This is a genomic window from Parapedobacter composti, assembly GCF_900112315.1.
GTDB lineage: Bacteria > Bacteroidota > Bacteroidia > Sphingobacteriales > Sphingobacteriaceae > Parapedobacter > Parapedobacter composti.
The window spans coordinates 59,443-83,344 of record NZ_FOLL01000015.1; the positions used below are offsets into that span (position 1 = coordinate 59,443).

Annotated in this window: 19 protein-coding genes; 7 read left to right on the forward strand and 12 right to left on the reverse strand. The window is 51.3% G+C overall.

The features are described from left to right. Positions 1–95: 95 nt before the first annotated feature. Both BM030_RS14730 and BM030_RS14735 read left to right on the forward strand, forming a co-directional pair. On the forward strand, positions 96–3,584 hold the full coding sequence (locus BM030_RS14730) for a DEAD/DEAH box helicase (protein ID WP_090974372.1): 3,489 nt from the start codon (positions 96–98) through the stop codon (positions 3,582–3,584). A gap of 88 nt (positions 3,585–3,672) precedes the next feature. Next, entirely contained in the window at positions 3,673–4,857 is a 1,185-nt protein-coding gene (locus BM030_RS14735; protein ID WP_090974373.1) for an ATP-binding protein, read from the forward strand. A gap of 142 nt (positions 4,858–4,999) precedes the next feature. Here BM030_RS14735 and BM030_RS14740 read toward each other — a convergent pair whose 3' ends face one another. Continuing rightward, the gene (locus BM030_RS14740; protein WP_090974374.1) at positions 5,000–6,760 is read right to left on the reverse strand and encodes an SWIM zinc finger family protein; all 1,761 of its coding nucleotides are present in this window, start codon (positions 6,758–6,760) and stop codon (positions 5,000–5,002) included. A gap of 130 nt (positions 6,761–6,890) precedes the next feature. On the opposite strand from BM030_RS14740, the gene BM030_RS14745 reads away from it, so the two are divergent. After that, entirely contained in the window at positions 6,891–7,385 is a 495-nt protein-coding gene (locus BM030_RS14745) for a DinB family protein (RefSeq protein WP_090974433.1), read from the forward strand. Positions 7,386–7,392: 7 nt separating this feature from the next. Here BM030_RS14745 and BM030_RS14750 read toward each other — a convergent pair whose 3' ends face one another. The 8 genes from BM030_RS14750 to BM030_RS14785 form a co-directional block, all read right to left on the reverse strand. After that, positions 7,393–7,668 carry a hypothetical protein gene (locus tag BM030_RS14750; RefSeq protein WP_090974375.1) on the reverse strand — a complete coding sequence of 92 codons (276 nt, stop codon included), beginning with the start codon at positions 7,666–7,668 and terminating at the stop codon, positions 7,393–7,395. Between the two features lie 259 nt (positions 7,669–7,927). Further along, positions 7,928–8,896, reverse strand: a complete 969-nt coding sequence (locus BM030_RS14755) for an Nramp family divalent metal transporter (protein WP_170845756.1) — start codon at positions 8,894–8,896, stop codon at positions 7,928–7,930. Further along, entirely contained in the window at positions 8,779–9,108 is a 330-nt protein-coding gene (locus tag BM030_RS14760) for a hypothetical protein (protein ID WP_090974377.1), read from the reverse strand. Before BM030_RS14760 ends, BM030_RS14755 begins: the two co-directional genes overlap by 118 nt. A 344-nt stretch (positions 9,109–9,452) precedes the next feature. Next, complete coding sequence (locus BM030_RS14765) at positions 9,453–10,106, reverse strand: DUF6266 family protein (protein ID WP_090974378.1); 654 nt, start codon at positions 10,104–10,106, stop codon at positions 9,453–9,455. Between the two features lie 468 nt (positions 10,107–10,574). Beyond that, positions 10,575–11,183, reverse strand: coding sequence for an ABC transporter permease (locus BM030_RS14770; RefSeq protein WP_170845757.1), 609 nt, complete (start codon positions 11,181–11,183; stop codon positions 10,575–10,577). Between the two features lie 113 nt (positions 11,184–11,296). Further along, the gene (locus BM030_RS14775) at positions 11,297–12,898 is read right to left on the reverse strand and encodes an FtsX-like permease family protein (protein ID WP_090974380.1); all 1,602 of its coding nucleotides are present in this window, start codon (positions 12,896–12,898) and stop codon (positions 11,297–11,299) included. Then, entirely contained in the window at positions 12,877–13,758 is an 882-nt protein-coding gene (locus BM030_RS14780; protein ID WP_170845758.1) for an ABC transporter permease, read from the reverse strand. Before BM030_RS14780 ends, BM030_RS14775 begins: the two co-directional genes overlap by 22 nt. Before the next feature lie 67 nt (positions 13,759–13,825). After that, positions 13,826–16,231 carry an FtsX-like permease family protein gene (locus BM030_RS14785; protein WP_090974382.1) on the reverse strand — a complete coding sequence of 802 codons (2,406 nt, stop codon included), beginning with the start codon at positions 16,229–16,231 and terminating at the stop codon, positions 13,826–13,828. Positions 16,232–16,556: 325 nt separating this feature from the next. Here BM030_RS14785 and BM030_RS14790 point away from each other — a divergent pair, with 325 nt between their 5' ends. Then, a complete protein-coding gene (locus tag BM030_RS14790) occupies positions 16,557–17,483 on the forward strand; it encodes a ketopantoate reductase family protein (RefSeq protein ID WP_139215905.1) in 927 nt (308 codons plus the stop codon). 25 nt (positions 17,484–17,508) lie between these two features. On the opposite strand, the gene BM030_RS14795 is transcribed toward BM030_RS14790, so the two are convergent. Next, on the reverse strand, positions 17,509–18,183 hold the full coding sequence (locus tag BM030_RS14795) for an ABC transporter ATP-binding protein (protein WP_090974384.1): 675 nt from the start codon (positions 18,181–18,183) through the stop codon (positions 17,509–17,511). 302 nt (positions 18,184–18,485) lie between these two features. Continuing rightward, positions 18,486–19,151 carry a DUF6266 family protein gene (locus BM030_RS14800; RefSeq protein ID WP_317615116.1) on the reverse strand — a complete coding sequence of 222 codons (666 nt, stop codon included), beginning with the start codon at positions 19,149–19,151 and terminating at the stop codon, positions 18,486–18,488. Between the two features lie 369 nt (positions 19,152–19,520). Between BM030_RS14800 and BM030_RS20260 the strand changes: the two genes are divergently transcribed. Together BM030_RS20260 and glgP are read left to right on the forward strand one after the other, a co-directional pair. Then, positions 19,521–20,246, forward strand: a complete 726-nt coding sequence (locus tag BM030_RS20260) for a hypothetical protein (RefSeq protein WP_244518971.1) — start codon at positions 19,521–19,523, stop codon at positions 20,244–20,246. 27 nt (positions 20,247–20,273) lie between these two features. Beyond that, a complete protein-coding gene (glgP, locus tag BM030_RS20265; RefSeq protein WP_244518973.1) occupies positions 20,274–21,047 on the forward strand; it encodes an alpha-glucan family phosphorylase in 774 nt (257 codons plus the stop codon). Between the two features lie 59 nt (positions 21,048–21,106). On the opposite strand, the gene BM030_RS14810 is transcribed toward glgP, so the two are convergent. Next, a complete protein-coding gene (locus BM030_RS14810) occupies positions 21,107–22,345 on the reverse strand; it encodes an ROK family transcriptional regulator (RefSeq protein WP_090974386.1) in 1,239 nt (412 codons plus the stop codon). Between the two features lie 356 nt (positions 22,346–22,701). Here BM030_RS14810 and BM030_RS14815 point away from each other — a divergent pair, with 356 nt between their 5' ends. Next, positions 22,702–23,901 (forward strand): n-acyl-d-glucosamine 2-epimerase, encoded by a 1,200-nt coding sequence (locus BM030_RS14815; RefSeq protein ID WP_090974387.1) that lies wholly within the window; start codon positions 22,702–22,704, stop codon positions 23,899–23,901. Position 23,902: the final 1 nt, after the last annotated feature.

The following is a 23,902-nucleotide window of genomic DNA, read 5'->3' on the forward strand; positions in this document are numbered from 1 at the left end:
ACGAAAATACAAAATTTTATGGAAACAAGGAAGGAATAGAAAGAATACAAGACGACATCATCAAACCATCAACCCATTTACAAAACCACCATACAATGAATTCAGCTACACCACAGCCTAACGACGACCTTCTCGTCGACGAGCCAGCAGAAAACAAAGAAGAAACCAAAAAGCGCCGTGCGTCAGAACCGTTCCAGATCCCCTGGGAGGAGGGGGAGCCTTTTGCACTCAGCGAAACCTATGTGCGCTCCTTTTACACCGGTACGGCCAATCTAAACAGCCATCCCTTCTGGGGATCCAATAAAGCACTGATAGGCAACAACCTCATCATGGAATTGCACGGAGAAAACATGCACGGGAAAGAGCTTTCGGTGAAAATTCTCCCCGGAGGCCTCGAAATAACCTGCTCCTGCAACAGGCCCGTTGATCAATTGTGCAAGCATGCGTGCTCAGCGCTGATGTACAAGGTGAAGTCGAATAAGAAATACTTCGAGCAGTTTTATTTGCCCGACGTCGTCGCCTTGCCGCCTGAACAGCAGCGACTGTTCAACTTTAATCTGGGAAGCTATTATCATAATAACGGTAAAGCGCCGTTTAAAACCCATCCGGAGTACGGTCGCATCTACCGTTACGTAAATAACCATGATTACACGAAGGAATCATTCAGCGACCCCGTCCAACTGATGGAACCGCTCGTTCCGAAAGTAAGAGAGGCCAAGCTGGTGTTCGGTATACCCACGGGTTCTTATTATTTCCGGGATCCGGTATTGATTCCATACCTGACCAAAACCGGAACGAAAACCGCTAAAGCCAATCCGTATGCGTCTTTTGAGCGCAGTTATCTCCTAACAGGTGAGGGTGAGCCGGAGAGTCTCACGATCCATGAACAGGCCGTGGAAGCCGCCTGCCGAAGGATGCAGGTATTGGTTGAATCACCGGCTCCGTCGGACGACGATAAACTGCAAAGACGGCAACAATTGTTTGATTACTGGGCGGAGTTTATCCCAACGCTGCATGAAAGCATCCAGCTCCTTTTCTTCGACGGCTACCAGTCCTCCCGCGAGTCAACCAAACCGTCTTCCGGTTCGCGGCATTTTAAAAAATTAGGCGCAGCAACGATACAATTGATGTTTGAGCTCAAAGAACACCTTTCATCGTTCCAACTAACGCTGAAATTGATGGTCAACGGCAAACACGTTCCCGACCCGAAATTCCATGGGCAATCCTTTTCCTGCTTTATCGCAGCGGAAGATGACGGGACGGTACACTTCGTAGCCGATGCGCAGGATGAAGCGATTATCCACAAATTCAGGACATGCGGTTATACCATCACCGCCTTGTCGCAGGATTTCCCGAAGTTTTTCGAGCAGATTGTCCTGCCGATCAGTATGCGCCATCCGATTGACCTGCAGACCCTGCCACAGGACAGTGTTTTTTCGCAACGCGAATTGGAGAACGGCAACCATCGACTGAAAATCGAGGAACGCGACGGCCGGCTATTTTTCTATCCAACGACATACTATCCCGTTGGGTTTACCGTGAACCCCGTGCACGACGCAAATCTGGTGATGCGCCAACGGGCGGACAACCTTTATGTGCTTCTGCGGGATAAAGACCGGGAGCGTGAATTCAGGACAATGCTACAGGGGCTTCATCCGTTATTTCGTGAGCAACGGCAGAAGGACTACCTTTCGCTGCCGGTGGCAGTCATCGAGAAATCAACCTGGTTGCCGGATAGCGTGACCACCTTGCGTAACGCCGGAGTTATGCTCGATCTTACCGGCGTCGAAGAAGGGAGTAACTATTTCCCCCGCATGTTAGACTGGCAATTAGCCATTACGGATGAGCGAAAGGCGTACTACCAGGCGAATGTCAGGGCTAAAATGGGGTCGACCCCGATTTCGCTGGAGGAGCTGGGTGAAATGGTGCGGCGGTCGAAAAATTGGTTCAAGCTGCAAGATGGCAGCCTTGGGTTTGTCAGCAATGCGGATAAAAAGCGGCTTTTGCCCCTGCTGGCATTCGGAAAAACCAACGGACAGCAGCTTCGTATTCCCACCAGCCATTTCAATACACTGGCTAATTATACCAGCCATATCGCCGATGCGTCCATCAAAGCGGCGATTCAAACCAAACGGCAGAAATTGATGGACCTGGACTCCATGCAGCCCATAAAAAAGCCCGATCCGGTGCAGGCAACGCTCCGCCGTTACCAAGAAGCCGGACTGAGCTGGCTGGCTTTTCTGCGGGAATTTGGGTGGGGCGGTATCCTGGCTGATGACATGGGACTGGGTAAAACGCTGCAGGTCATCAGCATATTGGAACACCACTATCAGCAACAGCCCGATGCGCCAGCCAGTCTCGTGGTCGTCCCCAATACCTTATTGTTCAATTGGCAGGCCGAACTGGGTAGATTTGCTCCGCACCGCAAATTATATATCCACCATGGTGCCGAACGCCACCAAACCCTGCAGTGTACGGAAGGGCTGGTAGTGCTGACGACCTATGGCACACTGACGGCCGATGTGGAGTTGTTCGCCGCTTTGGAGTTTAGCTACCTCGTGCTCGACGAATCCCAGGCTGTGAAAAACCGGAACTCAAAGCGTTTCGAGGCAGCCGGACAACTGAACGCATACTACCGGATAGCCATGACCGGTACGCCAATAGAAAATGGTATCGGCGATCTGTATGCGCAACTGTCGTTCGTTAATCCCGGGTTCTTCGGCACCTTCGCAGATTTCAAAAGGACCTATCCGGGTATCGCAGATGGAACGGCAACAGCAGAAACCAAAACGGAATTGCAACGGGTGATCAGCCCCTTTATCCTCCGCCGTACCAAAAAACAGGTGGCCACCGAATTGCCGGATAAATCCGAGATGCTCCTGTACTGCGACATGCTGCCGGAACAGCGCCGGCTTTACGATGAATACCGGAAGCTTTTCAAGAGTAAGCTTACCGACAGCCTGCAAGGGAGCAATACCGGGCGGTCAAAATTTCTGGCCATAGAAGGGTTGATGAAATTGCGGCAGATCTGCAACTCACCGGCGTTGCTGAAAGATGGCGGCCATCCGAACGCATCCGCAAAGCTGGATGAACTGATGGACCAGATCGGCGAACTGCAAGGCCAGCACAAAATACTGGTTTTCTCGGCGTTCACCGCAATGCTGGCTTTGTTGAAAGACCGGTTAGTGTCTGCGGACATCGGATTCGCTTACCTCGATGGAAAAACTACAGGGGATGAACGCCAAAAACAGGTGGCGGAATTCCAGGAGAACGAGCAATGCCGACTATTCCTGCTGAGCCTTAAGGCCGGAGGGGCAGGCCTGAACCTCACCGCCGCGGATTATGTGTATATCCTCGATCCGTGGTGGAATCCGGCTGCGGAAGCGCAGGCCATCGACCGGTGTTACCGCATTGGGCAGGATAAGCATGTGATGGCGTATCGGATGATCTGCAAAGACAGCATCGAGGAAAAAATCCTCGATATGCAGGCCGGCAAGCGGGAGTTGGCCGGTTCGCTGATTCAAACGGACGGCAATATGCTGGAAGCGCTGAACAAGGAAGATTTACTGAAATTATTTGATTGATAAATGGATTGTTTTTTAATCAGCGGATGTTGTAATTACTCAATGTATTGAGTAATTTTACTCATTATATTGAGGTAATTCCAAAGATATGTTTGAAAGGCCTTATTTACAGGTGCTTAAATCAAGGATAAATGAGCCGCGCAGGTTTATTCAAGTGATTATGGGGCCGCGTCAGGTAGGAAAAACGACACTGGTCAGTCAATTGACGACAGGGTATACTTACCCCTTTCATTTTGTTACGGCCGATGCGGTGCCGGCTGCAGGCATCACTTGGCTGGAGCAACAATGGGAGGCTGCGAGGTTAATGATGCTTCAACAGGAAGCTGACGAGTTTTTATTGGTCATTGATGAGATTCAGAAGGTGTCAAACTGGAGCGAGACGGTCAAACTACTATGGGATACGGATACCCGTGAGCAACGGAATATCAAGGTAATCCTGTTGGGGGCTTCTCGGCTCTTATTACAACAAGGCCTGACAGAATCGTTGGCGGGTAGGTTTGAAACGTCTTACCTTGGCCACTGGTCTTTTGGGGAGATGCAGGATGCATTTGGTTGGGATGCATCGACCTATGTCTGGTTCGGGGGGTATCCGGGTGCTGCTGTGCTGACCGGTGATGAGGATCGTTGGAAACGGTATGTGCACGATTCGCTGATTGAGACAAGCATTTCACGGGACATTCTGATGTTGACCCGCGTGGATAAGCCCGCCTTAATGAAACGGCTGTTTGAACTTGGATGTCTGTATTCCGGAAAAATTATGGCCTATTCCAAGATGTTGGGGCAGCTCGTCGATGCCGGTAACACGACTACTTTGGCGCACTACTTGGACTTGCTGAATACGGCTGGTTTGCTCGGCGGCCTGGAGAAGTTTGATCCAAAACTGATCCGTAAGCGGTCGTCCAGCCCCAAATTCCAGGTACACAATACGGCCCTAATCAGTGCGCAGCGGGACGAACAGTTTGGCGAAGTCCGCCAGCTTCCGGATAAATGGGGACATATGGTCGAATCGGCCGTGGGTACCCATTTGATCAATAGCGCCTATTCAGGAGGTTATAACGTACATTATTGGCGGGCGGGTGGTCACGAAGTTGACTTTGTGTTGGAACGTCGTGGGAAAGTGATTGGAATCGAAGTTAAAAGCGGTAAAACGCAAACAGGGACGAGTATGCCTGCATTCCGGAAAGCCGTTAATCCGGATAAAGTCTTGCTGGTGGGTGCTTCTGGTATTCCATGGGAAGCGTTTTTGGCGATAAATCCAGCTGAGTTATTTTGAAGGCCGGCGACCGAACACTGTTTCCTTTCAGCACATCTACGGGGTGGTAGTCAGCCAGTGCGAATGCTGGGTAAAGCGATGTGAAACCGGATTTGTACGGCCGACCATTCGTTGCGCATGGGGTGTGTGTGGCGGTCCCTCATCAACCGATGGCGGATAGCAGTTTCACCAGCTCATCCTGCAACGCCCTCCGGAAACCATAATGGCGATACAAAGCCTGTGCCAGCTCGGCTATGCGGGGCTTTCCTGCAGGAATGTCTTCAACCACCTTCCGCATCATGCTTACCAGTTGCTGATACTGCCGGCGGTTGCCAGCGTGGTCGGCGAACTGCTCCAGTTGGCGCAGGTAAAGCTCCAGTAACTCATCCGGATACCGCGGCAGCAAAACTTCATGGTATTCAGTGGTGGTATCCAGCCGGTTTTCCTGCTGCACGGCATGCAGGAGGCGGTCCCAGTATTCCTCCTCAATAAAAATACGGCCCAGCGGGATGAGCAGCAGCGGGGCTTCGGTGCGGTAGTGTGCAGGCATGGCCATCCACTGTTCGGTAGCTTTCCGGGTCACCGCTTCGATGTGTTCGTTGATGACCGCCGTCCACTCATCGGGAGGGTAGGTTGCCTTCCACGCGCGGTAGTGCTCGGGCGATAGCCCGCGGCCGTCCAGCGCGAGTTTCTTGGCCTGCTGGCGGATTGCGGGCAGATCGTTTTCCAATTGGGCTACCCGGAGCAGCTGCTTTTCCCAGATAGACGTCACGCCGGGATGCCGTGCAGCCTCAGCCAACGCGATGCCTTCGGCTATCAATGCCTTGGCTTGCCTGAAGTCGTTCGTCGCCAATACCCTTTCAAGCTTTCTCATCCGCACAGCAGGTAGATTCAGGTGTCCGTCAATCAACCGTGCAGCCTCGTCGGGCCGTCCAGTTTCCGTGAGGTAATCGATTTTGGCGGTAAGCAGAAAGGACGTCCGGTAATCCGTTATGTAACCCGCAGCCAGCGGCAATTGTTCGTCCACATGTCCCAGGAAAGCGTCGTGCTCGCCAAACAGCAAAGCCAGTTGTTTGAACACCTCGAATGCCCGGGGATAGAAATCGCCGTACTCGTGGTAAATGGGGTTGCGCAATTCCTGATCCACCAGGCGGAAAAGCTCCTGTTTGAGGTCGATGGGCGCCGAGGGCGATGCCGAAAGGCTTTCCAGCAAGTCCAGCAGCAGGTGAATAGCCGTGCCGAGGTAACCGCTGGAATCATCGCTTTGGGTGATGGCATCCATTGCCGCTGGCAGGGTCCCTGATACCAATGCGTACGCATCGCGCATATTCCCTCTTTCCAGCAACTGCTTCCCGTCCGAAGCGAGCTTGCCCAGTTCCTTGGCCAGTCTGCCGGATGCCCGGTAGTCGATGAACCCCCGGCGGGTGTATTTCTGGACGATTTTTTTTGCTGCGTCCGCGTAGTGCTGGCCTGCATCCACGCTGCCTTCGCGGCCTGCGAAATACAGTTCGAAATCCGCTTTGAACCCCTTGTGGCGGGCGGCATAGTCCAGCACAAACTGGCGGAACTCGTCCAGGCTGACATCCTGCACCAGCTTTTTGAGGTTCCGGCGCTTCTTGGGGGCTGCGGTTTTTTGGGTGTGTTCCCCGGCGGCGATACCTTTTTGTTTGCGAAGCTCAAGCCATACCGCAACCTTATGCCTGCACAATTTGTTTCCGTCGGCGCATTGGCATTCATGGACGGCGACGGCATCGCCCCGCAAAATAATATCCACCTGATAAACATCCTGGTCGCGGACCAAAGCCATCCAAGCATCCTGTTCGTATTCGACCAATTCATCGAAATCATCCCGTTGGGCGATCAGCTTTCCGGCTTTTAACGCAGCTTTGGTTACCTTATCCTCAAAATTTGCTAACGTCAGCATGGTTTTCCTTCTTGGGAAGGCAAGATACTGAAATAATCCGAACTGGTTTTAAATTTGCTGTTTCGCGCTGCCATAGGGCTGTCAGTGGATGCAGGTAGATTTGCCTCAGTAACAACAAACATGTATGAAGATGGATATCATTAAAGAACTATTGACTGAACTGGAAAGCGAAGGAGCGATAACCCGCAAGATGCTGGCACTTGTGCCGGAAGATCGATTCGATTGGGCCCCGCACCCCAAAAGCATGACACTGAAACAATTGGCTACGCATTTGGCCGAAATTCCTTCATGGTATGCGCTGGCCGTGGATCAGGATGAGCTGGATTTCAATGAGGGAGCCTATCAGCCTACCTCCATTGCCAATAGCGCAGAACTCCTGGCGTTGTTCGAAAAATCCTATCAAGCCGGAAAGGCCGCGCTGCAACGCTTGCCGGAAGCTGCGCTTGACAAACCTTGGGTGATGCGTGGCGGGGACGCCGTGTACCTGGATACCACGAAATACGGGATGGTTCGCCACGCCTTTGCCCAGACCATCCACCACCGGGCGCAATTGGGTGTTTTCCTGCGCCTCTTGGATATCCCTATACCGGGAAGTTATGGGCCAAGTGCAGATGAGATGGGTTAGCGGCCGCCTAATCAGTCGCCGTAATTGACCGGATGGAGATACCCGTGAAGCAATCATCCATGCAGCCATTTGGCTGGAAGTCCCGCTGTACCACCCGGCCTTGCCTGACGGTAATGGTGGTAAGCCACGACGAGCCCGCCCTTATGGCGCCGGATACCTCGTAGCGGTATGTGTTGCCGGATGCAGTCTTGAAGGCTAACCATGGCTCATAGCTCCGTTCGAAACGGTTTTCGTGTTCGATTTGGCCCCTTCTCGCATGAAGTGCATAGGAAAAGGTCGACAATGATGGCCAGGAAGACAGCTGTTCTCTTGGTCATTTGGTATGCGTTTGTTTGATATACCTATAAACGCAGTGCCGTACGCTTTTGCTATAGCTGCCATGCTTTTTGTCGCGATGCGTTCACTGCTGAAAAATCAGCCGACCGGCGGCGTTAGGGCCTGACCGAGTTGATATTGCCGGCCGGCTTACCAATTTGGCGGGTAGTCATTTATCCAATGGAAGCCTCGATTGATCAGCGAGTAACATACAGCTGGTTTGGCTGCTAAAAGAAGTCAACCACCTGGATGATGGCAAGCGCACTGTAAAAGAGTCCGGCGCATAGGAGGATGCCGGATGACAGTGCACCGGGCTGACAGATTTTAGGGAGCAGCTTTTTGTTGAGGTAAAAGGTGAAAAAGACAATGACCGGAATCTGTATCGCGGAGATGATTCCGGCAAGCGAGAGGATTTTTACCGGGTCGCGTTCAATGATGTAAATCAGCAAAGGTATCACCATGCCGACGGTGACAATGAAAAATTTACTGACGTTATTACGGTTGGAAAGGTAGTTGTTCGGCCGTTGGAAAAGCAAACGGGCTGCATCGGAAAACATCCTTCCGCCACCATCCTGATTGGCAAGAATGCTGCTGCCCAGCGCGATGGCAACGCAGACCAAAAAGGCCCAATAGCCTGCCGGCCCCCAGACGCCTTCAAGCGACTGCGTAAGTTTTTCAACGACATCCGCCCCCTCGGGAAGGTCATCCTCGCTGGCGAGCAATTCGGCACCCAATATCATGAAAGCGACGTTTACCAAGGTGCCCAACAGGATCCCGATTCCGCTGGTGAGGCCAAGCGATCGCATCCATAGCGTTACTTTCGCTAATTTTTTCCGGTCATCATCCACTTCTTCGTTGACCTCGACCGTCTCTGAGCGGTCGTTGGGCGTGCCTCCGAATTCCTTGTCCCCTACCCAATAAGAATACCATAAGATGCCAGAGGCTCCGGCTAAAAAGAATCCCACCCACGGCATGACGAAGGTCATTTCAAAATCGTCCGGGATCGAGGGGGCCAATCCGGCTGCCAAGTCGCCGGGCGATGACAATACGCGGATGGCGGTGACTGCTGAAATGACTATCAGCAGGGCTGCGAGATTATCGCTCCCTTTTCCACCGCCGAGTATGAGCCACTTAATACCAACAGACCGCAGCCGATGATAAAAATAAGCGCATAAACCATGATATCCGTTTCCCATATCATGGCTAATACGCTCCCGAGCAGCGCAGCCGCTCCGGCGACAACCAAAGGCACCAAGGCCAGCTGCGGCACGTTCATCAACCAGATTCCCCATTTGTTCCCCCTGGGGAGATCTTGCAGCCCATTCGTAATGCTTCTGCCGCTCACCACGGTAAACCGCCCGACTTCCCGGATGATGAAGAAGAGCGCTACAGCAACCAGGATAGACATCCAGAGCAATGAATATTCGTACCGTGCAGCGATGCGCGGTGTAAAAAGGATTTGTCCGGTGCCGATGGACGGCCTTTCCTTTGCCTGTCGGCGGGTCGTGCACGTCGTTGCGAAGTATGTTCTGCTGAGCGTATTGTCCTTTCATGTACAGGAAAGGATAACAGCACTGCCGCATAAAGGTTTTGCTTTAGCGGCATCGCGATTTCGGTCGATTAGCTCCTGCGGATGAGGAGCTGGTGACGGCTTCCGTAATGAATTTGAATACCGCTTGATTGCTCAGTAAGCGCTTGTAGCCTTGGCGGTGCGTTGTCCTTGGCATAAGGATTCAAAGGCTGTTGCGGTATTCAATCTTTGGGCTGTTCGGCCGCTACATGGACATGGGTGCTATTGGAAACCCGTTCGCTTCCAAACGACATGAACGTGAGGAAGACTTCGACTTCAGTGCCTATCCAATTTGCCGATGCCGGAAGGATGCATGCCCCAGCATTACGGGTTGTTTCTTCAAGGAAATTTTGCCAGACGCCCAATGCATGCGAATAGATGAGTATGGATAGCCTATCAGAGTCATAGGCACCTTCTGCACCGGAGTTGTCGTGCCAGGAGACGTGAAGCCCGCTGTCGGTCCATTCGGCGTTTACTGCGTCGGCGCCCGGAAGATTGCCTTGGCTGGTACGGAATTGGCTCCAGTCGATTTCAAGGTGGGGATATTCTCCTTTAATCGCCTGTTTTTTGTTAAGGGAAAGTGCCAGGTTAAACGCGCTCATGTTTAGCGGCTCCGCTACGTTGCGGAAGCTCGTGCGGATGAATACCTTCAAGGGTTTGAGCGCTTCCATAACGACCTTCATAGCCTGCTCATTAGCGAGCCGGGCCTCGCTTCTCGGTTTGTGGCTTTTACGGGGTAATCCGCGAATGACATCGAGTCCCTTCCACTTATAGCCGACCACACTGCCTACTTTTCCGCTGAAGCTCCCGTTTGGTCCGTTTTTGAATACTGCCATGACTAAACGCTTTTTTATAACCAAATTTACATTATTGGGTTAATTAAACAAAATATTAATAATAATTCTATAATATTTAATACATGTTTTAATCGTGTTTTCCCCTATGAAGTCCCTATAAAAACCCTATTATATATGAATAATGTCTCATTAACTTGGGCTATAGGTGGAGTTTCAATGTGCAAATAGGGTTATTTTTCGGTTATCGTGCCACTTGTGGGAGTAGGCGCGCAATGCAAACCAGACAATGGCGTGGATTGGCAGCAAAACCGTATACTTACCTCGAAGACACGGGTAATACATTCACCGTTCGCATCCATAATGCGGACACCCTGCCGTGCTGCACATTCCCGGCGAGCCATTGGTGGGGATAGATTCGCGTCGCGAACCAGTGGAACCAGCACTGCCGTGTAAAGGTTTTGCTTTAGCGGCATCACGATTTCGGTCGGATTAGCTCCTGCGCTATGTCTAATAAAGCGGCCGATACGTTGACATGGAACCGGGATTCCAACATCTTGCCGATAAGTGTATTGAAGCTGGGCAATGCCGACCAGACCAGTTTTGCCGGTGATAGTTGTTTTTTTCATAGGGTGAACGATGCACGACTTGAATATCCAGATGTGTCGGCCCTTCGGGCTGTTCCATTACCGCAGTCACTTCGCAGTCGTACGAGTTGTACACCTTGATCGCCTTGCCGATTGGGTTTTCGGAACCAAAGAGCTTGGCGGCTATCCCTTCATTGATGACCATGGCGTTGGGTTTGTTCAGCGGAGCTAATGCATCCCCCGCTACAATTTTGTACGGGAAGACTTTAAAGAATAAAGAATCGGCAGAAATTACACCGGGTTGTGTGACTGTTTTTTCGGCGAAAGACAACGGGGTTTCATAGCGCGCATCCGCCGATATTTTGGTGGCAGCTTCGATTTGCGAAGCGTTGTCGCGGAGCAAAGCGGCCAATGGCGCTGGCGTTCTCCTGAGGATATCCTCCTCCCCACGGAGTGATACCTTATACACTTTTGCCAATTCGGGATGCCATCGGTCATAGCCCAGTTCATGGTTGAGATACAGTAGGAGCACCAAAACTGGTTAACCCTACAGCTAACCCCAAGATGTTAATTGTACTGTACGCTTTGTTCTTCCAAAGGTTGCGTAAAGCGGTTTTTATATAGTTCTTTATCATCATAAAAAAGTCATTCATTCCTCAACGACTCCACCGGATTGGCTACAGCCGCCCGGATGGCCTGTCCGCTTACCGTGAGCAGGGCAATGACCGCGGCCACCAGCCCCGCGGCAGTAAACATCCACCACTGGATATCGATGCGGTAAGCAAAGTCTTCCAGCCACTTGTTCATCGCCCACCATGCGACGGGCGAAGCAATGACCACGGCTATCAAAACCAATTTGACAAAATCTTTGGAAAGCAACCCTACAATGCCCGACACCGTTGCTCCCAGCACTTTCCGGATGCCAATTTCCTTGGTGCGCTGGAAAGCAGTGAGTGTAGCCAGGCCGAAAAGGCCTAAGCAGCTGATGAGGATGGTGATAGCCGTTGCCAGGTTGATGAGTTTTCCGATCTGCCGTTCCTGCTTGTACATCGCTTCCAGCATTTCATCGTAAAAGCGGTACTGATAAGTATCGGCAGGATAAAACTGCGCCCATTTTTCGCCGATCCGCTTCAATGTGGCCTGCCACCGTGCAGGATCGTGGCCATCCAGTTTAATGTTGAATGAAGAAAGATCTCCTTTATAGGTCGACAGCACTGTCGGCGTGATCGGTGTGTAAAAGTCCTGCGTGTGAAAATCCTTGACAACGCCGACAACGGGGTGTTTGCTGTTTCCCCGCTGGCCGATGAATTGCCCGAGAGCTTCTTCAGGAGTGGTGAAACCGAAGGCCCGGGCTGCGGTTTCGTTGACGATGTACTCGGAAGTGGTGTCCGAGGCACGGATGTTCCGGCCCGCCAGCAGCTCCATCCGGTACAACGCCAGATAAGCCGTATCGATGGTCTTTTTGAAACTGATGATTTCCACGGGGGCCTCACCTTGGGGCGTATACCCGAAAGGGCTGGACGAATAGCCCGATGACAGCGGGGCGGTACCCATGGCTACCTGATCAACCCCCGGCAGGTTCCGGAGCTCGTTCAACAGCGTAAACTGCTTGTCCTGGTAGCGCGGGTCGGAGAGGTATTTCCACGGCACGTTTACCAGCACGGTGGCGTCTTTATCAAAACCCATGTCGGCCTTCATGGTATGCCGGAGCTGCGCTCCTACAATAATGGTGCAGATGATGAATATCAGTGCAATGGTAAACTGGAACACAATGAGGATCTTCTGTAGGCTGAAGCGATGGACTGACGGAGACACGAAGAAATTTTTGAATACGTCTACGGTCTTTACTTTGGTAATCAGCCAGCTGGGATATAGCCCGGCCAGCAGGGTGGTCAGGAGCACCAGGCCCAGCATAAATCCCAAGAACAGGAAGATGTTGTCCGCCGCTGTGACGCCAGCGGGGATGATGTCGTCCAGCAGCCAGAACGCCAGGCGGCCGAGGCAGAAAGCCAGTACTGAGGCAATCAAGGCCGTCAGCAACGTCTCACTGAGAAACTGGCCGATCAGTTGCGGGGAGCCGCCGCCGAGCGTTTTCCGTACGCCGATTTCTTTGCCACGTTGGGGGATTTGTGCAACGCTCATGTTGATGTAGTTGATGCAGGCGAGGATGAGCAGGAACGCCCCGATACCGATCAGTCCATATAGCACGGGTTTACTGGTTTTGCTTACGTTTGCACTGTCAGACACGTTGGTCGAAAAATGGACGTCCCTGATAGGCAGGAGTTCATATGACCGTATCCGGGGGGGATATTGGCATTTCCCCCGCTTTTCCGTTCATCTTCAAAGGCTTTCCAATGCCTCGCATCCAGTTCGTTGATCTGATCCAGCTTGGTGCGAACATCCACTCCACCCTGGAGTTGCAGGTAAAGCCGGTCGCTCCCGTTGGTGTTGGTCCATACGTAGGTATCATAGGCCACTCTCGGCAGTACGACAAACTCTTGTGCCGTAAACTCCGAGGGCGTAAAATAATCGGCCACTATTCCCGTAACCGTGCGCACCACAGTATCCTGCCCGTAGTAGGTGATGGTCCGATGAAGCATGTCCTCCGTTTGGATATCCGGGAAGTATATGGCTGCCCGGCTTTGGGTGAGTACCACGCTTTCCGGGGCATCCAATGCCGTATGCTTATTACCGGCCAGCCAGGCGTACGGAAGCATCTTGAAATAAGAAGCATTGGTGGCTACAATGCCACTTGGGTCTTCCTGGATAAAAGCGGCCTGGTTTTGCCGCTTGATTTCAACGCTGCTTACCCATTTGCCGAATACCGGCACCACATGCTGCACCCCCGCGAGCTCTTCTTCGATGCCCTGATACAGCGGCGCCGACACCCCGCCCATCCTTGATTCCCTGCCTTCTCGGCTGAATGCGCTGATTACCTTATAAATGCGGTCACTGTTCGGTAGGTTTGCATCGTAGCTGAATTCATGATCAATGATCCGGTAAATGACCCAGCACGCGCTGATGCCGATGGCCAGCCCCAGGATATTTAACGCTGTAAACAGTCGGTTACGCCACAGGTGGCGGAGGGTGAGCTTGAGATCGTTCATGTTCATGTTTTTTATTTGCTTTGGATCGTGCCCTATGATGAAAATGCCTGTCTTTATATAGCAAAAACTATTCGTCCCTTAAACTATCCACCGGATTGGCTGTTGCTGCCCGTATCGCTTGCCAGCTAACCGTGAGCAGCGCAATCACCACGGCCGCCAGCCCCGCGGCAGCAAACATCCACCACTGAATATCGATGCGGTAGGCAAAGTCTTCCAGCCACTTGTTCATCGCCCACCATGCAATGGGGGAGGCGATGACAACGGCGACCAGTACCAACTTCACGAAGTCAGCCGAGAGCAACCGCATAATGCTTGAAACGGAGGCCCCCAGCACTTTACGGATACCGATTTCTTTTACGCGCAAACTGGTGGCATGTACCACAAGTCCAAATACGCCCAATGCCGCCAAAAGCATGGTGAGGAGGCTAAATCCGCCAAATATTTCCTGGAGTTTTTCCTCCGCTTCGTATTGTTTCGCCAACGTTTCCCTGACGATCTGCATGTCGATTAATTTGTCTGGGTAAAGGCTTTTCCAGATGGCCGCTACAGACCGCATGACACGCTGGGATGTTCCCGGCCGACTGCGAATGAGCAACGGGCCGTACGAGGGATTCCGCTGCCCGACGATCACGGTGGGTACCGTGGCGTTATGCAGCGACTCGCTGTTGAAATCGTCAATGATGCCCACGGGTATGATCTTGGCTTCATGCAGCGGTACGTTCAATTGTGTTATGCCGAGCATATGTGCGGTGCTGGCCGTTATTAGGCAGGGGCGTATGCTATTGAACGCTGCATCCAAGTCTGTCGCCTCAATAGCATCGCCGGGCTTCGATCCGTTCAGGAAGCGCCCTTCCTTCAGCCGCAGGCCTAGGGTTTGAGCCATATCCGGATCGCCTGCGATATACCAGAGGTCGGTTTTATTTCCTGGGTCACGCGGGTCGTCAATGAGCCTGGTCATGTAGCCCGCGCCATCGGTTGGCAGCCACGTGCTAAAGCTCGCTGAGAGGATGTCGGGGTGTTGCGCCAACTCAGCTTTCAACACGCTGGCTTTATTGTCCCACGATACGTGATTGAGGCTAAGCAGCCCTTCCGTATCGAAGCCTACATCCTTGTTTTTCAGGAAGTCTACCTGGTGCTGTACGACAAACAGCGCTACCAGGATACCGATGGATAGGGCAAACTGTGTGACCACCAGTGCTTCGCGCAACCCCTTTTGGTTCGTGCTTCGTTCTTTCAATACCTGGTTGATGCTCCCTACTGCGCGGAATCCGGATACAAGCCACGCAGGATATAGGCCGCTAAACAGACAAATCAGCAAGAAAACCAAAAAAGCTGCGGTGAGGTAGGGCCAGCCCGCACCGAAACGGAATGCCAGCGGATGTCCGATGAAATGCTGCAATGAAGGAAGCACGAGCTGATAACATAAGCAGGCGATTAGCCCCGCTGCACTGAACGTGAGCAGCGATTCAATCAATGACTGTCCCGTGATTTGGCGTCGCGATGCACCCAATATTTTATGGACGCCGGTTGTCTTTAGCCGACTGCTGGCGCGCGCTGTACTTAAGTTGATGTAGTTGATACAGGCAATCAAAAGCAGCATGGCCGCAACCGCCATGAAGATATAACTGTGTCTTATGTTGCCTTTAACCAATTGGTAAGCGGGGAAATCGGTTTTCAGGTAGATGTCTTCCATGGGCTGTAACCCGAACTGCAATCCCTTGTCGTTCTCGGGGATATCCCGGTACCAGGCATTGATCTTCCGCTCAAATTCCGTTGGGTCGGTTCCATCGCGCAGCAGGACGTAGTGCCTTGCATAATGCGCACCGCGGCCGCCGTTCGTCAGTTCCTGCTCGGTGCGTTCATGCAGCAAAAGCGCATCCGCGCGTAGGTGAGTATTCGGCGGCAGGTCTTTCATTACTCCTGCTATGACATATTCATTGGGTTCGTCATATTGTGGTACATCGTAGATACGCTTACCCAAGGGATTGGTGCCCGAAAAATGGGTGTTGCTGAATCGTTGGGAGATGACGATTTTCTTGATGTCGCGGCTCGGCGTCAGGTCCTGATGGGAAAGGAGCCGGATGTCAAGCAACTGCATGACGGCACTATCCGCATGGAGCATTGTCGCTTTGAGCGGTACTGGACCTGCTTTGTCGATTTTCAGGTGGATGGGTGCGGGGTAGATTTCGCTGTAATCTACCACTTCCGGAAACTGATGCTTTAAAGTTGGAGCAAGCGTAGCAAATACGGTTCCTCCCTTTTGGCTGTAATCTCCACTGTTCTCTCGGATGGAGAGTAGCCTGTACAGGTTTTTCGAATGGCTCCAATGGGTATCATAAGATAGTTCGTCAAATACGACCGCACCGATCAGCAGGCAAGACGTCAAGCCTAACGTAAGCCCTAAAATATTGATGATGGTGTACAGCTTTCCTTTCAGCAGCGTGCGAAAGGCGATTTTCAGGTTACACTTCATTTTTTTAGTGTTCGGTGGCGAATGAACAGTGTCCGGTGACCTGCCGTTATTGCCTGTAGTCGTTTATACGTCTTTATTCATTTATCGTTGTTCCTCGATCGCTGTTCCTGTAACTTTCTCTTTTTCCACCCATTACTGACCACCCACCGCCAATCAATAAACAGGCAGCAACTGGGCCAAAAATATAAAGAATTAACAGTGAGCTGGTTATGAGGGCTTGGTGCTGAAATAGTGTCCGTTTCCGGACACTTGGCTGTGCGGATGCGGACAAGATAGTCGTATAGTTCCCGCTTGCTCATACGGATGTTTTTCGTACTTTTGATGTGTGGACTCCCGTACAATTAAAAACGTCTATTTTCTCGGATTAGGGGCCCTTGGCACCATGTACGCCTCGAAACTCCATGCACTGGATGATTCGCTGGTAAAAGTTGTCGTTGATGAAGAGCGAAAGCGTCGGTATGAACAGAAAGCCATTTTGGTAAATGAACAACCCTATCGGTTTCAGTATCTCACGCCGTCTTCTGAGGCACCCGTGGCCGATCTGGTAATCATCGCGGTAAAAGAATACCAGTTGGCAGATGCGCTTCCGCTGCTGAAACCCTTTGTGGGCCAGCATACGTGTTTTTTGTCGCTGCTGAACGGGATTTCCAGCGAAAAAACCATTGGAGAGGCTTACGGGATAGAGCGCGTACTGTATGCATTCGGCATTGCAATGGACGCGCAACGCACGGGCCGGGACGTTAGCTATACCGATATGGGGCACATGGTGTTCGGTGAGGCTGACAATGCCGTGAGCCCACGGGTAAAGGCGATTAAAGCGCTGTTTGAAGCTGCGGCTATCCCTTATCAGGTTCCGCCCGATATCCATCAAGCCATGTGGTTTAAATTTATGGTCAATGTCGCGGTCAATCAGGTGTCGGCTTTGTTGCGCATACCATTCGGAGTGTTTGCAAAATACCAAGAGGCGCGTGCATTGCTGATCCAAGCGGCACAGGAAGTTCAGGAGGTGGCGCAGCGGAAGGGCATTGATTTAACTGAAACAGCTATTGGCAAGATGGTAGATACCATTCTATCACTCAACCCTGATGGTAAGACATCTATGCTGCAAGATGTAGAAGCACAGCGGCCAACGGAATTGGAGACATTTGCCGGAGAGGTTATTCGTCAAGGGGAAGCCTTAACCGTTGCCACGCCAATTAACCGGTTTCTCTATAACGCACTTGCGTTGGTGGAGAAAGGATATTCGGGATAATTGCGTCTTACCGTTCGCATCGCCGCTAACCGACAGTTTCCATCAGTACTCGTCCGTCCAGCATCCGGATGATACGATCGGCATAACGGGCATCGTGCTCGCTGTGCGTTACCATAACGATGGTCGTGCCGGCTTCGTTGAGTTCAGTGAGCAGTTGCATCACTTCATTGCCATTATTGGAATCGAGGTTGCCTGTCGGTTCGTCGGCCAGAATAAGTTTGGGCCGATTTACAACTGCACGGGCCACCGCTACACGCTGCTGCTGGCCACCGGAAAGCTGTTGCGGAAAGTGGTTACGCCGATGCATGATCTGTACTTTTTCCAGCACCTCCTCCACTCGTTTCTTTCGCTCGGCAGCAGGCACTTTGGTGTAGATGAGCGGCAGCTCTACGTTTTCGAATACGGTAAGTTCATCGATGAGGTTGAAGCTCTGGAAGACGAACCCGATGTTGTGCTTGCGCAGGTCGGAGCGTTTCCGCTCGTTGAAGTTTGCCACTTCAATGCCATTAAATAGGTAGCTGCCGCTGTCGAGATCGTCAAGCAACCCCACAATATTAAGCAAAGTCGATTTGCCGCAGCCCGATGGGCCCATCACGGCCACAAATTCGCCCTCCTTTACATGGATGCTTAAGTTGTTGAGTGCCATGGTTTCCACCTCTTCGGTGCGGTAAAATTTTTGCAGTTCGGTAATCTTGATCATATTATGTTGCTTTATAGCAGCCGCCCACCAACCGGTGGCATGTGCGTGGTTCTTTGCCGTTTAATCGTTGTTCGTTATTGTTCAAGCCACCCTATACATTATCGTTCCAATTTTTCAAATTGCCCATAATCAGCCGCATGAAGTATTCATGATTTGAGGACTGTCCGATATCGGACACCTGTTGTCCGCTTGCGGACAGGGGAGTGGCCGCCGCAAGGAGATTGCAGAAGCTATCAACCGTGATGTAGCTTTTGGCCCTTCAGGGTGGTTTTGTTTGTTTGTCTTAGCGGAATGGCGGCCTTTCAGCTGCGGGCGGGGACATGCACGTGCCTGCTGTCGGACACCGCGTCTCCGGTGTAGGACACGGAAAAGCCGACGACATGCGCCTCGAAGGAATGCCAGTCCTTGTCATGCGATAGTTCGCATTCACCGGCATCGCGGGTAGCCGCATTGAAAAAGGGCCACCAGTAATCTTCCGAGGTCGAATACACGGCGAGTGACAGCAGGTCTGCTGCATGGCCCGGCGCGTTGCCGGTGTCTGTATCCCAGCTGACACGGAGGCCAGTGTCGGTCCATTCGGCGGCCAGGCTTTTGATTCCGGCGAGGTTACCCTTGCTTATTTGCAGGTTATCCCAGTCGATTTCCAGGTCGGGATACTGGCCTTTAATTGCATGTTTTTTGTTGATGGACAGCGCGAGGTTAAAGGCGCTCATGTTCAACGGTTCCGCCGCATACCGGAAGCCCATGCGGATGAAGAGTTTCAACGGCGTCAGTACGCTCATGATGAGTTTCATTGCCTGTTCATTGGCCAACCGGGCCTCGCTGCGCGGTTTGTGGCTCTTGCGCGGTAGTCCGCGGATTACATCGAGGCCTTTCCATTTATAGCCCACACGCTTCCCACCTTTCCGCTGAAGCTGCCATTTGGCCCGTTCTTGAATATTGCCATATCCTGTTTCCTGAATGGTTATTACCCAAAGGTACGACGTTTTTTAGAAGTATAAAATATATATCGTATTTTAAAAGTATATTATTCGTATTAAATTCGTATTTGCCCCTGTAAAGTCCCTATAAAATACCTATAATGTACGGATAATATACTTATTACTTAAGGATGCGTTGGCTGTACTTTCTGGAAACTGTGGGGAAATCATGAATTCCTTTTGCAGGCAGGGCAGTGGTGAATAAAGGTGCTGCGGATTAAAAACGATTATTATTGTATATCAACGCAACTTTGTCTAAGTTTAGGCACAACAATATGCAATCGCTATGGCAGCTTCACTTTCCCCATTCCCCTATCCTGTGCAGGAACCATTCAGCAAACGGGTGGCTTATTCTCCATGGAATTCGCTATCGACCAGGCACTGGAAATCTACAGCGGTGGCCTCGGCTTCCTGACCGGATCGCATATGCGCAGTGCCCATGATCTCGGGCAGCATATGGTCGGCATCGGCATGCTCTGGAAGCTGGGCTACTACGACCAGGGCCGCAATGAGGACCAGACCCTGTGCGTGGACTGGCAGCAGAAATTATATGCTTACCTGGAAGATACGGGCATCACGTTCACCGTTAACATCCACGGTGCGGATGTGTGGGTAAAGGCCTATTACCTGCCGCCCTATGTCTTCGGAAGCGCTCCGCTCTACCTGCTGACGACCGACTTTGCCGAAAACGATGAGGTTTCACGCACCATCTCTTACCGGCTGTATGACGGTAACACGGCGACTAAGCTGGCGCAGTACATGGTTTTGGGCATCGGCGGCGGAAAACTGCTCGATTTGCTGGGTTACGATGCGGAGGTATACCACCTGAATGAGGCCCATGCGCTGCCGGTGGCTTTCCACCTGCACAACGACAAAGCCGAGGTGCACAAACGGCTGGTATTCACCACGCACACGCCCGAAGAGGCGGGAAACGAGAAACACCCCTTCGACCTATGTTTGGAAATGGGGTATTTCGGCGGATTGTCCAAGGCGGTTGTGCAGGAAGCCACCGGGATTTATGACGATTCGTTCAACCTCTCCCTCGCCGCATTAAGGCTGGCCAAAGGCGAACGGGGTGTCTGAACTGCACGGGCACGTCTCGCGCGGGATGTGGGAGAAGCATGGCGATATCTGCGAGATCGACCACATCACGAATGCGCAGACTACCGCTACTGGGCGGATACCGAACTTTATGAGGCTGCGGCCCGGGGAGATGATGCTCACCTGGCTGTGCGCAAAAAGGAGCTGAAGAGACGGGCATTCCTTACCGTGGCCGACCAGACGGGGCGGTTTGCGGGGTATAAGCGCGCCGACCTGCTGCTGCGCGACCGTGAATGGTTCGAGCGGCTGGTGTCGAATACCCAATACCCGGTGCAACTGATCTGGGCGGGCAAGCCATACCCTGCCGATCAGGGCGCCATTGACCTGTTCAATTCCCTTGTGCAGCTCAGCCACAGGTATCCGAATGTGGCCGTGCTCACGGGCTATGAGCTGGCCCTGAGCAAGCTATTGAAGCAGGGCGCCGACATCTGGCTCAATAATCCGCGGATACCGCGCGAAGCGTCGGGAACCAGCGGGATGACCGCCGCGATGAACGGGGCGCTCAACCTGTCGACCAACGATGGCTGGATACCGGAGTTTATTAAACCGGGTGTCAACGGGTTTTTGGTGCCGGAGGCCGATTACCGGCACCTCGATGTCAATGAGCAGGATAACCACGATGCCTATCACCTCTATGAGCTGCTCGAGAAGCACGTATTGCCGATGTATTACCAGCGGCAGCAGGAATGGACCGGCATGGTGAAGCAGAGTATGGCGGATGTCCGTGTGGCGTTTGACAGCGGGCGGATGGCCAGGGAGTATTATGATAAGCTGTATGTATAATCTATAATCCCTTGGCCGTGTATCTTTCCGGCCCGTGACGGAGCGCCGTCTGTCTCCCGTCACGAAGTGATGGCCAGCAGCCGGTCCCTTACGAGCAGGCAAGCCCCGATGATACCGGCTTTATCGCCTAACTGGGAGATGGTCAACTGCGTGTCGTTATTGACCAGGCTGAGTGAATACTTATTGAGTGCGTTTTTGATAGGCAGCTTGATGTAGTCACCGGTTGCAGCCAGTGCGCCGCCGAGGATGATGAGCTCGGGATTGAAAAGGTTGACCAGTGTGGCCATGGCTTTCCCAATTTTCTCGCCGGCCTCGGTGATGAGTTCGATGGCCAGGGTATCGTCGTTGTTGGCCGCTTCGATGATGTCTTCGAGCATGATATCATCGGGGTCAGCACGCTTATTGGTGACGATGCTGCTGGCTCCTTGGTTTATCTTTTCTTGGAAAAGGCGGGTGAGCGCTTGTCCAGAAGCTTCTGTTTCCAAACACCCTTTTTTTCCACAGTGACATAGGATTTCGTTGCTGAACATCGGAATGTGGCCGAGTTCGCCGGCAAAGCCCGATTTGCCATAATACAACTGGCCGTTGACCATGATTCCCATACCGATACCGTGATCGAGGTTAACAAACAAAACGTTCTTTTCGTCTTTGACGCCGCCGCTGCAAAATTCGCCATAAGCCATTGCCCGGGAATCGTTTTCTAAGTACGTGTGGATTCCGACGACAGATTCAATGATCTTACTTAGCGGGTCCTCGTGGAAATTAAAAAAACTGTAGCTATAGCCCGTGCGGTAATTGATACGGCCGGTAAGGTTTACTCCAATGCCCAGGATTTTTTCCCAGGGTACAGCGCTATTGCCAATGAATCCATCGATGGAGGAGCACAGTATATTCAGCGAATCTTCGGTATTATTGAGGTGGTACGGAATTTCCATGGAAGCCTTAATGAGATTGCGCTTGAAGTCCATTAGACCGATATTGATGTAAAAATTTTTCACCTCGACACCCACAAAAAATGCCGAATCGGGTTCTAATCCATACATATTGGGTTTGCGACCGACACCAGAGCCGGTTTTCCCATAATCTTTTGCCAGGCCATCAACGATCAATTCGTTGACCAGTTCGTTGGCTTTTGGGATACTGATATTTAATGTTTTGCTAAGATCCGTAAGGGTAGTGTTTCCATCATTAGCAAACAGTGTTAAAATACGTTTTTTTAATTGTACGTTTTTATAAGCTACACCCGACAATTCGGGGCTGTGTAAGTCTTCGAAAAAAGTGGTGCTCTGCTGCGTCATTATATTGGGATATGCTCAATGGATGTTAGCTAGGCAAAGATATATATTTTTAAAAAAAATTAAAAATAGCAATGATTCTTGTGTTTGACTGAAATTGTAAGCACAGAATCCCCCATTTTTATTCCTTTGAACAATCGGATTCCATTATTATATGTAAATAAAATTGATAAAATTAACATATATAAAAAAATAATTTAATAATAATTTGCTTAATTTGAAAATATGTTATTATTTAGTGGTGCAATTGGAAACGCTAACAGCCAATTATACCGAAATAAACAAGGGGTAGGACGAAAATTAAGCAGAAAGAGGCCAATGGAAAACGTTGATCGTGGCCATTTTATAACTGAGTTACTATGATAGATGCAGAGAATTTAGCGAAACTTTACCGGGATAATCTATTAAGTGATGTAATCCCTTTTTGGCAGAGGAATGCCGTAGACTGGACAAATGGCGGATATTTTACCTGTTTGGATCGGAAAGGGAGAGTATATGATACCGATAAGTTTGTATGGTTGCAGGCACGTCAAATATGGATGTTTTCCATGCTGTACAATAAGCTCGAAAAACGGCAGGAGTGGTTGGATGTCGCCCTTGCGGGCGCAAAATTTTTAGAAAAGCATGGCCGAGATGCCGAGGGGAATTGGTATTTCGCACTTAACCGGGAAGGAAAACCTCTTGTTCAACCATACAATATCTTTTCCGACTGTTTTGCAGCGATGGCGTTCGGTCAGTTGTTCCAAGCAACCGGTCTCAGTAATCACGGGAATCTTGGACGTGATACATTTAATAACATTTTGAAGCGACGTCAGAATCCGAAGGGGAAGTATGCGAAGGGCGTGCCGGGCACGCGTAACTTGAAAGACTTTGCATTGCCGATGATTCTTTGCAATCTTGTCCTTGAACTGGAGCATCTACTGGATGCCCCCTTGGTTACGGATACCATCCAATATGGTATCAACGAAGTAATGACAACCTTTTACCGCCCCGATGAACGGGTGATTTTAGAGGCGGTTAACCTGGATGGAAGTTTCTCGGATTCCTTTGAGGGCCGGTTGGTTAATCCGGGGCATGGATTGGAAGCGATGTGGTTTATGATGGATCTGGCGGAGCGGTCAGGCGATAACGAACTGATGAAAAAGGCCGCAGATATTACCCTGCAACTTATGGAGTACGGGTGGGATCGCACACATGGCGGTATTTTTTACTTTTTGGATGTCGAACAAAAGCCACTACAGCAATTGGAATGGGACCAAAAGTTATGGTGGGTACACATCGAGGCGCTGATCAGTTTGGCAAAAGGCTATCTACATACCGGCGATGAACGGTTTAGCCAATGGTTTAGTAAGCTACACGACTACACATGGGCACATTTTCCTGATATGGAATTCGGCGAGTGGTATGGCTACCTGAATCGCCATGGCGAAGTGCTGTTGCCCTCCAAGGGCGGAAAATGGAAGGGTTGCTTTCACATACCGCGGGGATTGTATCAATTGTGGAAAACAATGGAGGCAATCGCAGAAAAACAACGACAGCTGATAATTCAGGATAAATAAT